12 protein-coding genes are annotated in these 13,270 nt (G+C 68.2%); 6 read left to right on the top strand and 6 right to left on the bottom strand.

Annotation, left to right across the window (positions count from 1 at the left end; translation table 11 throughout):
* Nucleotides 1-91 precede the first annotated feature (91 nt).
* Nucleotides 92-1,504: an NAD(P)H-quinone dehydrogenase gene (locus RUH65_RS00610; RefSeq protein WP_313815221.1), complete on the bottom strand. Its 1,413-nt coding sequence runs from the start codon at nucleotides 1,502-1,504 to the stop codon at nucleotides 92-94.
* 84 nt (nucleotides 1,505-1,588) lie between these two features.
* Between RUH65_RS00610 and RUH65_RS00605 the strand changes: the two genes are divergently transcribed.
* The 5 genes from RUH65_RS00605 to RUH65_RS00585 all read left to right on the top strand — a co-directional run bounded on the left by RUH65_RS00605 (nucleotide 1,589) and on the right by RUH65_RS00585 (nucleotide 6,571).
* Nucleotides 1,589-2,491, top strand: a complete 903-nt coding sequence (locus tag RUH65_RS00605) for a purine-nucleoside phosphorylase (protein ID WP_396179323.1) — start codon at nucleotides 1,589-1,591, stop codon at nucleotides 2,489-2,491.
* Nucleotides 2,492-2,536: 45 nt separating this feature from the next.
* Nucleotides 2,537-4,435: a phospho-sugar mutase gene (locus RUH65_RS00600; protein WP_396179321.1), complete on the top strand. Its 1,899-nt coding sequence runs from the start codon at nucleotides 2,537-2,539 to the stop codon at nucleotides 4,433-4,435.
* Between the two features lie 29 nt (nucleotides 4,436-4,464).
* Nucleotides 4,465-5,169, top strand: a complete 705-nt coding sequence (gene deoC, locus RUH65_RS00595) for a deoxyribose-phosphate aldolase (RefSeq protein WP_313815218.1) — start codon at nucleotides 4,465-4,467, stop codon at nucleotides 5,167-5,169.
* Nucleotides 5,170-5,232: 63 nt separating this feature from the next.
* Nucleotides 5,233-5,505 (top strand): hypothetical protein, encoded by a 273-nt coding sequence (locus tag RUH65_RS00590; protein WP_313815217.1) that lies wholly within the window; start codon nucleotides 5,233-5,235, stop codon nucleotides 5,503-5,505.
* 76 nt (nucleotides 5,506-5,581) lie between these two features.
* Entirely contained in the window at nucleotides 5,582-6,571 is a 990-nt protein-coding gene (locus tag RUH65_RS00585; protein ID WP_313815216.1) for an acyltransferase, read from the top strand.
* A 90-nt stretch (nucleotides 6,572-6,661) separates the two neighbouring features.
* Here RUH65_RS00585 and RUH65_RS00580 read toward each other — a convergent pair whose 3' ends face one another.
* From RUH65_RS00580 to RUH65_RS00560, 5 genes are all read right to left on the bottom strand, one after another.
* Nucleotides 6,662-6,880, bottom strand: a complete 219-nt coding sequence (locus RUH65_RS00580) for a tautomerase family protein (RefSeq protein WP_313815215.1) — start codon at nucleotides 6,878-6,880, stop codon at nucleotides 6,662-6,664.
* A gap of 117 nt (nucleotides 6,881-6,997) precedes the next feature.
* Nucleotides 6,998-8,107: a tartrate dehydrogenase gene (locus RUH65_RS00575; RefSeq protein ID WP_313815213.1), complete on the bottom strand. Its 1,110-nt coding sequence runs from the start codon at nucleotides 8,105-8,107 to the stop codon at nucleotides 6,998-7,000.
* 62 nt (nucleotides 8,108-8,169) lie between these two features.
* Nucleotides 8,170-9,111 carry a phosphoglycerate dehydrogenase gene (locus RUH65_RS00570; RefSeq protein ID WP_313815212.1) on the bottom strand — a complete coding sequence of 314 codons (942 nt, stop codon included), beginning with the start codon at nucleotides 9,109-9,111 and terminating at the stop codon, nucleotides 8,170-8,172.
* A gap of 114 nt (nucleotides 9,112-9,225) precedes the next feature.
* Nucleotides 9,226-10,932, bottom strand: a complete 1,707-nt coding sequence (locus RUH65_RS00565) for a DASS family sodium-coupled anion symporter (protein WP_313815211.1) — start codon at nucleotides 10,930-10,932, stop codon at nucleotides 9,226-9,228.
* A gap of 269 nt (nucleotides 10,933-11,201) precedes the next feature.
* Nucleotides 11,202-12,413 (bottom strand): enolase C-terminal domain-like protein, encoded by a 1,212-nt coding sequence (locus RUH65_RS00560; RefSeq protein ID WP_313815210.1) that lies wholly within the window; start codon nucleotides 12,411-12,413, stop codon nucleotides 11,202-11,204.
* Nucleotides 12,414-12,529: 116 nt separating this feature from the next.
* Here RUH65_RS00560 and RUH65_RS00555 point away from each other — a divergent pair, with 116 nt between their 5' ends.
* Nucleotides 12,530-13,240 (top strand): GntR family transcriptional regulator, encoded by a 711-nt coding sequence (locus tag RUH65_RS00555; RefSeq protein ID WP_313815209.1) that lies wholly within the window; start codon nucleotides 12,530-12,532, stop codon nucleotides 13,238-13,240.
* Nucleotides 13,241-13,270: the final 30 nt, after the last annotated feature.

Raw genomic sequence — 13,270 nt, 5'->3', positions numbered from 1 at the left:
GTTGTGGGTTGCGCACCCACAACTTCTGCCCGCAAAACGAGAGGACGTGATGGGGAGAACGGCTCGAGTCGGCGCGAGAGGCGGCGGGCGGTCAGAGGTGGACGTGGAGACGGCGGGCCGCCTCGGAGATCGACCCGGAGAGCGAGGGGTAGACCGTGTAGGTGTTGGCCAGGTCGTCCACGTGCAGCTTGTGGCTCACGGCCAGCGCGATCGGGTAGATCAGCTCGGAGGCGCGCGGGGCCACCACCACGCCGCCGATCACGGTGCCCGAGCCCTTGCGGGCGAAGACCTTCACGAAGCCGTGGGTCACGTTCTGCATCTTGGCCCGGGGATTGGTGCTCAGGTCCAGCTTGAGGATGTCCGCCTGGTACTTGCCGGAGGCCACCTGCTCCTCCGTCACGCCGACGGTGGCGATCTCCGGGGAGGTGAAGATGTTCGACGACACCAGGTGTGGCTGGAACGGCTTGACCGCGTCCCCCATCAGGTGCGCCACGGCGACGCGCCCCTGCATGGCGGCCACGGAGGCGAGGGCGAAGACCCCGGTGCAGTCGCCGGCCGCATAGATGCCGGGCACGGTGGTGCGGGAGACCCCGTCCACCGCGATGTGGCCGGAGTCGGTCAGCCTGACGCCGGCCGCCTCCAGACCGAGGTCCGCGGTGTTGGGGATCCCGCCGACGGCCAGGAGGCAGTGGCTGCCCTCCAGCACGCGGCCGCCGGAGAGGTGCACGCGGACTCCGGTGGCGGTGCGCTCCACGGACTCGGCGCGGGTCTTGCCGACCACGTTGACGCCGTCCTCCACGAAGGCGTCCTCCAGCACGGCGGCGGCGTCCGGATCCTCCCCCGGCAGCACACGGTCCCGCGAGGACACCAGGGAGACCTTGGCACCGAGCTGGTTGTAGGCGGAGGCGAACTCCGCGCCGGTGACGCCGGAGCCCACCACGATCAGGTGCTCGGGCACCTCCGTCAGCGAGTACACCTGGGTCCAGTTGAAGATGCGCTCCCCATCCGGCATGGCGGTCGGCAGTTCGCGCGGACTCGCGCCGGTGGCCAGGAGGATGTTCTCGGACTCGATCGTCTCCGTGCCGTCCTCAGTTCTCACCTCCACCGTGGTGGGCCCGGTCAGCCTGCCCCGGCCGATGACGATGCGTACGCCCGAGCGTTCCAGGGCCCGGCCGATGTCCCGGGACTGCTCGGAGGCCAGGTTCAGCAACCGCCGGTTGACCACGGTCATGTCCGCCCGCGCCGGCTCATCACCCAGGGCCACGCCCAGCCCGGAGGCGCGTCCGGCCCGGCGCATGGAGTCGGCCGTGGCGATGAGGGTCTTGGAGGGGACCACGTCCGTCAGCACGGCGGATCCGCCCATGCCCTTGGACTCGACGACGGTGACCTGCGCCCCGAGCTTGGCGGCCACCATGGCCGCCTCATAGCCGCCGGGGCCGCCGCCGATGATGGTGAGGGAGGGACGGGGACGCGAGTACATGGGGGTGGAAGTCACAGACACCATTGTGTCCCACCCGGCGGCGTCACGCCGAATGCCGGCCGCCTCCACCGCAGGCTGATTCCGGCGCTTCCCACTAGGCTGACGGTCGTGACTGACGCAACCGCCTCCACCGGCTCCTCCACCGCCCCCAGCTTCGACGACCCGTCCGGCCACTCGCCACTGCAGGGCGACCACCCGGGGTTCTCCGAGGCCCGGCGTGCCGCCGCGGCACTCGCCCAGGTAACGGGCGTGGCCCGGCACCGCATCGCGGTGGTCCTGGGGTCCGGCTGGGGCGGCGCCGCCGAGCTGATCGGCGAGACCACCCACACCATCCCCACCGCTGAGCTGCCCGGTTTCGCCGCCCCCTCGGTGCCGGGTCACAACCCGACAGTGCGCTCCGTGCGCCTGAACGGTGACGGGAGCCAGGACGGCGCCGACGCCGGGCACGCGCTGATCTTCGGCTCCCGCACGCACTACTACGAGCACCGCGACGCCGGCGCCGTGGCCCACACCGTGCGCACCGCGGCCGCCGCCGGGGCCGAGATCGTGGTCCTGACCAACGGCTGCGGCTCCCTCGTGCCCGAGTGGACCCCGGGCACCCCGGTGCTGGTGGCCGACCACATCAACCTCACCGGCGCCACCCCGCTGGTCGGGGCCAACTTCGTGGACCTCACCGACCTCTACTCCCCCCGCATCCGCGAGATCGCCCGCGAGGTGGACTCGTCCCTGCCCGAGGGCGTCTACGTGCAGTTCTCCGGACCCCAGTACGAGACCCCGGCCGAGGTGCGGTACGCCAAGGCGATCGGCGGCGACCTGGTGGGCATGTCCACCGCCCTGGACGCGATCGCCGCCCGCCACGCCGGCCTCGAGGTGTTCGGGATGTCCCTGGTCACCAACGCCGCCGCCGGCTTCAGCGGTGAGCCCCTCAGCCACGCCGAGGTCGTGGAGGCCGGCCAGGCCGCCGGACCACGCATCTCCGCCCTGCTGGCCGGCATCATCGACCGGCTCTGACACGCTGGCGGACCGCCGGACCGCCGGCTCCAGCCGGTCAACCCGATGCACCTGATTCACCTGACGCACCTGGCCACCGATGAGAAACCCGAGGACCCTCCCGTGACCGCTGTTGACATCGATCCCGCCCTGATCGCCGCCGCCGTGGAGTGGGCCCGCCAGGATCCCGACGACGGCGACCGTGCGGTCCTCGAGGCCGAGATCGCCGCGGCGCAGGCCGGGAACGGCGCGGCGGCGGCGTCCCTCGCCTCCCGCTTCGCCGGCCCGCTGGAGTTCGGCACGGCCGGGCTGCGGGCCGAGGAGGGCCCCGGCCCGGGCCGCATGAACCGGGTGGTCGTGCGCCGCACCGCGGCCGGACTCGCGACATACCTGCTCCAGCGCCTCGCGGAGACGGTCCCCGGGGAGCCTGCGGATGCCACGGCGGGTGCCCCGGCGGGTGCCGCGGCCGGGCCGGAATCGCGGCCCCCGCGCGTCGTGGTGGGGTATGACGCCCGCCGCGGCTCGAAGACGTTCGCCCTGGACTCCGCCGCCGTGTTCGCCGCAGCCGGGCTGGAGACGATCCTGTTGCCCTCCGAGCTGCCGACGCCGGTGCTGGCCTTCGCCGTGCGGTATCTGGACGCCGACGCCGGGGTGATGGTCACCGCCAGCCACAACCCGCCCGCCGACAACGGCTACAAGGTGTACCTGGGCGGCCGGATGACGGACGAGGCCGGCCGTGGCGCCCAGATCACCGCGCCCAGCGACCGGGACATCGCCGGCTGCATCGACCATGACGCCCTGGTGGGCTCCATCCCGCTGGCCGCGGACGGCTGGACGGTGGCGGACCGGGGCATCGCGGCGGCCTACCGGTTGGCGGCCTGCCGGGTCCTGGACCCCGAGCGCACCGGCCACCGCCGCCTCAACGTGGTCTACACGCCCCTGCACGGGGTCGGCGGGGCCGTGCTGCCGGACCTGTTCGAGGACGCCGGCTTCGAACGGCCGTACACGGTTCCCGAGCAGGCGGAGCCGGACCCCGCCTTCCCCACCGTGGCCTTCCCCAACCCGGAAGAGCCCGGCGCCATGGACCTCGCCCTGGCCGCAGCCCGGGAACGCGGCGCGGACCTGGTCATCGCCAATGACCCCGACGCCGACCGGCTGGCCCTCGCGGTGCCGGACCCGGCCGCTGGAGTCGGCGCGGGCGGCGCCGGCAGTGCGCTGGGCGCCGGACGTGCGAGCGATGCGGCGGCCGGCTGGCGCATGCTCACCGGGGACGAGGTCGGCGTGCTGTTGGGCAGCCACCTGATGGCCGGCCTGCGGCCGGCGGGCGCCGCCGTCGGGAATTCCGTGGTGTCCTCCCGCCTGCTCTCCCGCGTGGCCGCGGAACGGGACGTGCCGCACGAGACCACCCTGACCGGGTTCAAGTGGATCGCGCGGGTTCCCGGGCTGGGCTTCGGCTATGAGGAGGCGCTCGGCTACTGCGTGGCGCCGGAGATGGTGCGGGACAAGGACGGCATGACGGCCGCGCTCGTGGCGGCGGAGCTCGCCGCCGAACTAGCGGACCAGGGCAAGACCCTGCTGGACGCACTGGATGAGATCGCCCTCCACTTCGGGGTGGTCGCCACCGGCCAGCTCTCGGTGCGCGTGGCGGACCTGGCCCTGCTGGACGCCATGATGACCCGCTTGCGCGTGGCGCCGCCGGCCACCCTCGCCGGCCAGGACGTCGTCGAGACCGTGGACCTCACGCAGGGCTACCGGGGTCTGCCGGGCACCGACGCCCTGATGTACGCCACCGCGGACGATTCCCGTGTGGTGGTGCGGCCCTCCGGCACCGAGCCCAAGCTCAAGTGCTACCTCGAGGTGGTCCGCCCCGTGCAGGCGGCCGCCCAGCTGCCCGAGGTGCGGGCCGAGGCGGCCGCGGCCCTGGCCGAGCTCTCCGCGTCCATCGGCGCGGCTCTGGGGCAATAGCCGCGCACGGCCACGGTAGGCTGGCTCGCATGCAGAACGGCCCTGATTCCACCGCGTCCACCGGCTCCGCCGAGCTCACCACCGCGGAGCTCGCCCAGTACATCGACCACACCCTGCTCAAGCCGCAGGCGTCCCGGGAGGACATCCTGGCGGTCTGTGCCGAGGCGTCCGAGGCGCGGGTGAAGAGCGTGTGCGTCAATCCCGTGTGGGTCGCCACCGTCACCGAGGCGCTGAGCGGTTCGGGCGTACTGACCTGCACCGTGGTCGGCTTCCCGCTGGGCGCCACCACCACCGCCGCCAAGGTCGGCGAGACCACCGATGCCATCGCCCACGGCGCTGATGAGGTGGACATGGTCATCGACATCGCCGCCGCCCTCGCCGGGGACCGTGCGGCCCTGGTCGCGGACATCGGCGCCGTGGCCCAGGCCGCCCATGACGGTGGCGCGATCCTCAAGGTCATCATCGAGACGTGCCTGCTGGACGATGCCGCCAAGGAACTGGCCTGCAGCGCCGCCGTGGAGGCCGGCGCGGACTTCGTGAAGACCTCCACCGGGTTCTCCACCGGCGGCGCCACCGTGGAGGACGTGGCCCTGATGCGCCGCGTGGTCGGCCCGGAACTCGGCGTCAAGGCCTCCGGCGGGGTCCGCAGCCGCGAGGACGCCCTGGCCATGATCGAGGCGGGAGCCACACGGATCGGTGCCAGCTCCGCCCTTGCTATCCTGAAGGCAAGCTAGTTTTTATCGCACCACCGGCACCCGGCGACGCCGCCGGTCCACGCCACCGCATGAGGAGACATTGTGATCGTTAACGGCAAGCCGAAGAACCACTCGGGCGAGGGCCATTTCTGGGGCAACCTGCTGATGACCGTGGTGTGCTTCCTGCTTTTCGCCGGCGCCATCTACGCCATGGGCTGGTGGTCCCTCGAGGACGTCTGGATCCCGGGCGGCATCGCCATGATTCTGGCCGTGCTGGCCTACCTCATCCCGCAGCAGCTGCTCGGCCGGAGCAACTCGGTGGACCACGAGGCCATCCACGTGGAGGACCCGAACGCCCACCACGCGAGCCACTGACGCGGAGGGCCGTATCCCCCTAGCGCAGACTCCCGCAGCACCGCTGCCGACGCAACGTCCACGCCGGAACACCGGCGTGGACGTTCTGCGTATCGTCTCCATCGTCGCCGTGGTGGCGGGCCACTCCTACGGGCCTCGCCTGGTCGGAGGCGAGTACCTGGAGATCTGGCGGATGCCGCTGTTCTTCTTCCTCACCGGCTACTTCTGGACCCGCGGCCGGCCCTTCGTCTACGAACTCCAGGCACGGTGGCGGACCCTGGCGGTGCCGTACCTGGTCTGGGCCGTCATCATGAGTGTGGCGGCCTGGGCCTGGACCCGGGACACCCCCGAGGAATTCTGGCCGCTGATGGCCAACGGTTGGTACGGGGGCTCCAATCAGACCCCGCCGTGGTGGGCCTTCTGGTTCATCTCCGTACTGTTCTTCGTGACCCTGCTCCGGCGTTTCCTCGAACGGTTCCCCGTGCTCGTGGCCTGGGGGGTCGCCGTGCTCGGCCTGGCCCTGTCCCTGCTCCCGGACGGCCTGCTCGGCCGCACTCCCCTGGGCCTCGGCCTGGCGCTGCCCTGCCTGTTCTTCGTGCTGGCCGGCGAGCTGTTCCGCTACGAGCTCCAACCCCGGATCAAGCGGAACCGCGCGCTGATCGGGGCCGTGCTCATCGCCGTCGGGCTCCTCTCCGTGACGCTGGGCGTGGACCCCCTGAACATCAAGTTCTCCGGCTTCGGCCAGTTCCTGATCACCCCCGTGGTGGGGGCGATGACGGCGGCCGGCTTCGTGCTGGTCTTCAGCACCGTGGTGAACCGGCTTGTGGCCGGCGCCGCCCGGCCCGTCAACGCCCTCGTGCGGACCGGCACGGTGGTGGTGCTCTTCCACGGCTGGCTGCTGCAGACCCTCGTGGACGTGGGCATCCTGGACGACGGCGCCAAGTTCGTCCTGACCGTGCTCATCAGCTGGGCCGTCGGTGTGGCCATCAACGCGACGCCGCTGTCCCCCTGGCTGTCCGGGGTGCCGGCGCCGGACTGGTGGGTGCAGTGGCGGGCGCGGCGCCAAGAGCGCGCGGCGTCCGATTGACTCCCTGCTCGAACGGCTCCCAGGCCGTCGGAGCCCGGACCTTCGGAGCGACCGGGCTGTCAGCTAGTAGCTGGGGCCGTCCTTCGTGCATCAGGACGAGGGGCCGGATGCATGCTCCTCGCTCTTGAGGGTGGTGCCGACGGTCCACAGTTCCGGATCCACCTCGTTGACCAGGACGCGCACGGAAGACAACGGGGCCTCGAGAGTGCGGGACACGGCCTCGGCAACCTCGCGGAGGCACTCCTGGACTGCGCTGCGGTCACGGCCTGAAACCATATTGATGGTGACGACGGGAATGTTCTCTTCCAATCTACGTAGGGGCTGATGAGTGGGGTGGGCCGATGGGCGGCCGGCTCCAGCGAGGTGGACCCGATAGCTGGTTCATCCACCGCTCGAGCACCCACCGGGTTGGGGTGTATCAGTACCTCAGTCGCTGGTCCGGGTACCTCCGGTGTCCGCGCCAGTGGTGAGGGCCTCTGCCACGGCCTTGCCGAGGTCCGCGGTGGTGGCATTGCCGCCCATGTCGGGGGTGAGGGGATGGATCTCGCTGGCCAGCACCTCTTCCATGGCGGTGGTGATGGCGGCGGCGGCTTCGGGTTCCCCGAGGTGATCGAGCATCATGGCGCCGGCCCAGATTTGGCCAATGGGATTGGCGATGCCCTTCCCGGCGATGTCCGGGGCGGAACCGTGGACGGGTTCGAAGAGGCTGGGATGTTTGCGTTCGGGGTTGATGTTCCCGCTGGGGGCGACAGCGATGGTACCGGTGCAGGCCGGGCCGAGGTCGGAGAGGATGTCGCCGAAGAGATTGCTGGCGACCACCACGTCGAACCAGTCGGGGTGCATGACGAACTGCGCGGCAAGGATGTCGATGTGGTACTTGTCGACGTCCACCGCGGGATATTCCATGGACATGGCTTCGACGCGTTCGTCCCAGTAGGGCATGGTGATGGAGATCCCGTTGCTTTTGGTCGCCGAGGTCAAGTGGCGCTGCGGACGGGATTGGGCAAGGTTGAAGGCGTACTTGAGGATGCGGTCGACGCCGGTGCGGGTCATCACGGTTTCCTGCATGACGGTTTCACGATCGGTGCCTTCGAACAGCCTTCCGCCGATGCTGGAGTATTCGCCTTCGGTGTTCTCCCGCACGACGTAGAAGTCGACGTCGCCGGGCTTCCGGCCGGCCAGGGGGCTGGGCACACCGGGCAAGAGCTTGACCGGGCGCAGGCTGACGTACTGGTCGAAGTGGCGGCGAAACTGCAGCAGGCTGCCCCACAGCGAAACATGGTCAGGGACTACCTCGGGCCATCCCACGGCGCCGAAGTAGACGGCGTCGAACCGGTTCAGACGCTCGAACCAGTCCTTGGGCAGCATCTGCCCGTGTCGGGTGTAATAGTCCGCCGAGGCGAAGTCGAAGTGCTCGAAGTCCAGGTCGAGATCGAACGCCGAGGCTGCGGCGTTCAAGACGCGCTGGCCTTCGGGCACGACTTCAGTGCCGATCCCGTCTCCGGGGATGACTGCTATGCGGTGGGTTTTCGACATCTCGATCCGTTTCCTACTCTGTGGTCTTGACGGGTGGTTGTTGACGTGGTCTGCGGGACTTGTCAGGCCACCGGGCTGGCCGGCTCGCGGTTCTCGAGCACGTCGATGACGGCCTGGGCGGCCGCCAGACCGGCGCGCGCCCGCGCTTCGACGGTCTGACCGGCGAGGTGGGAGGTGATGATGACGTTGTCCACGGCACGCAGCGGACTGTCGTGGGGCCATGGTTCGATCTCGAGTACGTCGAGGGCGGCGGCAGCGATCGTGCCGGAGCGCAGCGCAAGGGCCAGAGCGGATTCGTCCACCAAGGAGCCGCGGGCGGTGTTGACCAGCACTGCGGTGCTCTTCATGGACTGCAAGCGCGGCGCGTCGATGAGCGGCTGGGCCGTCCGGTCGGCCCGGGTATGCAGGGAGAGGTAGTCGGCGCGGCCGATGACGGAGTCGAGGTCGGCGAAGTCCACGGACGGGTCATCGGGGTCCGGATGGGAGGTGGTGACCATGACGGACATTCCCAGAGCGACACCGAGTCTGGCGGCGGCGCGTCCGCTGGGGCCGTAACCGATGATGCCCAGGGTGGACCCCCGCAGCTCGCGACCGGCCGTACGGGGCCATCGGCCGCCCTGCACTTCCGCGGTGACCTTGTCCAGGTGACGGGCGGCCATGATCATCAGGCCAATCGTCAGCTCGGCCACGGAGTGGTGGTTGGTGCCTGGGGCGTTGCACACGCGGATGCCGCGTGCTGTCGCGGCGGCTACGTCGATGGAGTCGTATCCGACGCCGCTGCGGGCCACAATCTTGAGGCGATCGGCAGCGGCGAGCATGTCGGCGGTGACTGGTTCGCTGGCCAGGATGGCTCCGTCGATGCCGTGGAACAACGCTGATTGATCGTTGAGCTGTCGCGCCCCGGAATACGGGCGGTAGACGGGCTCGTGGCCGTGCTGGCGCAGGAGCCTGTCAACCTCATCACCGGGCACCAGGTAGTCGGTGGTGATCAGAATGCGTCCCAAGATCTGAGTTCTCCCTCTGTTGTCTATTGGTGTCCAGAACCGTCTCCGCTCCAAGGAGGCTGGTACTGCTGCAGCTGCTTGTTCGCCGTGGGTGTCCACGAGCGGAACTTTGGGTCACTGGAACTCCGGGGGTACCGACATGAGGTCGATTCCCCACATGAGGGGCAACACATAGAGCACGGCAGCGACGATGAGGATCAACGCGGTGATGTTGAGCCAGAATCCGGTCTTGACCATTTCCATGATCGTCACCTTCCCGGTTCCGAACAGGATCGCGTTCGGTGGCGTTCCCACCGGGAGCATGAAAGCGCAGTTCGCAGCCATGGCGCAGGGGACCAAGAGGGCGTAGGGATGGATGTTCAGGGCGAGGGCGAAAGCCGCCATGACGGGGAGGATCATGGTTGCCGTCGCCGCATTCGAGGTGATCTCGGTCAAGAACAGCACCAGAGCGGTGGCCAGCAGGATCACGAGGACGACGTTCAGCCCCTCGAGAGTACGCAGCTGCTCCCCGATCCAGGCCGAGAGTCCGCTGTCGACGAAGCCCGCCGCAATGGCCAGGCCGCCGCCGAACAGCAGGAGGATTCCCCACGGGATCTTCTTTGAGTCCTCCCACTGCAGGATTCTCTTCTCCTCGGAGCGGCCAGTGGGCAGCATGAATAAGACCACCGTTGCCATGATCGCGATGATTCCGTCGCTGATGCCCGGGAGCAGGTCTTCCCAGATGAACGATCGGGTCACCCACATGAACGCGACGCTCAGGAACACCGCGAACACGGCCTTTTCTTCCCGCGACATCCGGCCCAGGGCTTTCTTCTCACTTCGGATGAGTTCTTCACCGCCGGGCAGGTGCTTGATCTTCACGTTGAAGGCGACGTGGGTCAGGAAGAACCAGGTGAAGGCGAGGAGGACGACGACGATCGGAACGCCGAACATCATCCATGCGCCGAACGAGATGGTCTCCCCGAAGAGCTCTCCGACCGTGGCGGAGAGGATGGCCAGAGGTGGTGTGCCGATGAGCGTCCCGAGGCCGCCGATGGTCGCCGCATAGGCGATGCCGAAGACGATGGACCTCTCGAACTTGGGCAGTTCTGCTGCGTGTTCTCCGCCCCGCAGGGAGCGTGCGGCCTGGTACACCACGGCCAGACCCACGGGGATCATCATCATCGTGGCCGCCGTATTGGAGACCCACATCGACAGGAAGGCGGTTGCGACCATGAATCCGAGGACGATACGCCGCGGACTGGTCCCGATCGCCGAGACAATCGAGAGGGCGATTCGCTGATGGAGATTCCATTTCTCCATCGCAATCGCCAGAGAGAATCCCCCGAGGAACAAGAAGATGATGTCGTTGCCGTACGAGGAGACGACCACGTCCCCGTCCATGGCGCCGGTCAGTGGCATCAGGACGACGGGAAGCAAGGAAGTCACCGGAATCGGTATCGCCTCGGTGATCCACCAGGTCGCGACCCACAAGGTGATGGCAAGGACCGCTTGACCTTCCGAGGAGAGTCCGACTGGATTGACAAACAGCAGGGTCACCACGAACAGTGCCGGGCCGAGAAACAGGCCAATGATGCGAGCGGGCGTGTAGCCCGGCCCCGGGCTTCCTGAGCCTTCCGAAAGCCTGGAACTCTTGTGTCCGTCCTGGACCGTCGGAGGGCCGGGCTTTCTTTCATGATCAGTGATCGTCGGCTTCTCCTGCTCGGACGTCGACGCCTGAACTGAGGACTGGCGGATATTTGATAAACTGAGGATGCTCTTGGCCTGTCGATGCGATGTCCACAGGTGTCCCCAAAGGGAGTGCAGGGCAGAGGTCGCCATAGCAGTGCTTTCTGGGTCGTTGGATCAGCACGGTTTGATGAAAAAAGTCAATGCGGACGCCAGAGGGGTCGACATCGATCCCGAGCGCCCCTCAGGGCGCGCAGACATGGTGCAAAGGAATCAAGCTGATGGGGGCCGTCGCCAGACTGCGCCCTGGGGCGGCTGGCGCGCAGAGGGCGTTATTGACGCCCGTTCAGGGATCGAGTGATCGTGCCGAGACCGGCAGTTCCCCTCTCTTTGCCTGGGCGGGAACTGCCGGTCTCAGACGGTCAGCTATGCAGTGCGTACTCTGGGGTGGCTTCCCCCGCGGTGACCTCGGTGTGCAGGGCGAGCAGCAGCTTGTAGAACTCCGCCTTGCCTTCCAGACCGATGCCCGGCAGTTCGCCCGGGGCCACCCGGCTGTTGACGATCACGGCGTCGTCGGTGAATCCACCGGTGGGCTGGAACTCACCGGGGTAGGACTCATTGCCGCCCAGTTTCAAGGCAGCGGCGATGTGGAGGGAGAACTGGTGCCCTCCGTGCGGGATGCAGCGGCGAGAGGACCAACCGTACTGACCCAGCATGTCCAGCACGCGGCGATACTCCGTCAGACCGTAGCTCAGTGCTGGGTCGACCTGGATGAAGTCGCGGTCCGGACGCATTCCGCCGTAGCGGATCAGGTTCCGGGCGTCCTGTAGGGAGAACAGGTTCTCTCCGGTCGCGATGGGGTTGCGGTAGTGCTCCGACAGGGTCGCGTTGAGGCCGTAGTCCAGCGGGTCCCCGACCTCCTCGTACCAGAACAGTCCGTACTGGTCGAGCGCCCGGCCGTACTCCAGGGCGGTGTGCAGGTCGAACTTGCCGTTGACGTCCACCATCAGCCGGGACCCGTCGCCACCGAGGACGTCGATGACCGCCTCAATGCGGGTGAGGTCCTCGGTCAGATCGGTGCCGCCGATCTTCATCTTCACCACGTCATATCCGGCGTCGAGGAAACCGCGCATCTCAGTCTGCAGGTCCTCCACGGTCTTGCCCGGGGCGTAGTAGCCGCCGGCGGCGTAGACGAAGACGTCCTGGTCCGGGTTGCCGTCGCCGTAGTGGTCGGAGATCCAGCGGTACAGCGGCACGCCTGCGGCCTTGGCAGCCAGATCGTGCAGGGCCATGTCCACCACGCCCACGGCCACCGAGCGCTCACCGTGCCCGCCGGGCTTCTCGTTGGCCATCATGACGTCCCAGGCCCTGGCCGGGGACAGCTCGCCCTTCTCATCCAGCAGGTCCGCCTCCGAGGCGTTGCGCAACCGCGGCAGCATGCGCTCCTCCAGGATGGCCGTGGCGTTGTACCGGCCGTTGGAGTTGAAGCCATAGCCGACCAGGGGCTTGCCGTCGACGACCACGTCACTGACCAGCGCCAGAATCGTGCAGTCCATCTTGCTGAAGTCGATGTAGGCGTTGCGCATCGAGGAGCTGATCGGGATGGTGCCAACGTGAGCGGAAACGATTCTCATGTGTCTCTTCCTTCAAAACGTACTCTTATAAGGGTCTTATAAGATATCCAGGAGCCTATACTGAAGGTGACGGCAGCCACAAGAGGGCGGGCGACATTTTTGTGAGAGAGGTCACGTTGGGCACAGCAAGTACTGCGAACGTTTTTTCCAGCAAGGGCGGGCTGGCCTACATCGAATTGCGTCAACGGATCACCTCGGGGGAACTACCCCCGGGTTCCCGCCTGTCGCAGTATGAGCTGGCCGATGAGCTGGGGATGAGCATCACCCCGTTGCGCGAGGCGATCAGGCGGCTGGCCAGCGAGGAATGGGTGGAGATGGACACCCACCGCGACGTCCGGGTCGCCCCTATGAGCGCCGACGAGGCCAGGCAATTGCTGGAAGTGCGCTTCTCTCTGGAGCCCTCGGCCACTGAACTGGCCGCACTGCGCCGGACCGACCGGGAGGTCGCGGCCATGAGGGCGGCGGCAGAGGAACTCTTACCCGTCACGCGCACGTGGGGCGAGGAGGCGATCGCAGCCCACCGGGCCTTTCACCGGGCCATCTACGTCGCCTCCCACAACACCGTGATGATCCGGCTCCTGGACGACCTGTGGGACAAGGCCGACCGCTACCGGCGGATTGGCCTGGAACTGCCTGCCGGCGCCGAGCCGCGTACCCTCGATCTGAACCAGCACTACGAGCTCCTTGAACTCGTCATCAGCGGAAACGGCGCCGCTGCCTCCGCACTGGTGCGCTCCCACATCCGCAACAGCCTCGGGGCCCAGGTCACCGGAGCCCTCGAGGACCGGGAAAGGGGCTACTACTCCACGACCGAGCGCTCCGCTTAGGCGACACTCCCCCGGCGGGGGCGGCCGTAA

This window comes from Citricoccus sp. (assembly GCF_032154715.1).
In the GTDB taxonomy this organism is placed as follows: Bacteria; Actinomycetota; Actinomycetes; order Actinomycetales; family Micrococcaceae; genus Citricoccus.
This window is presented reverse-complemented; position numbering and strand designations above follow the sequence as displayed.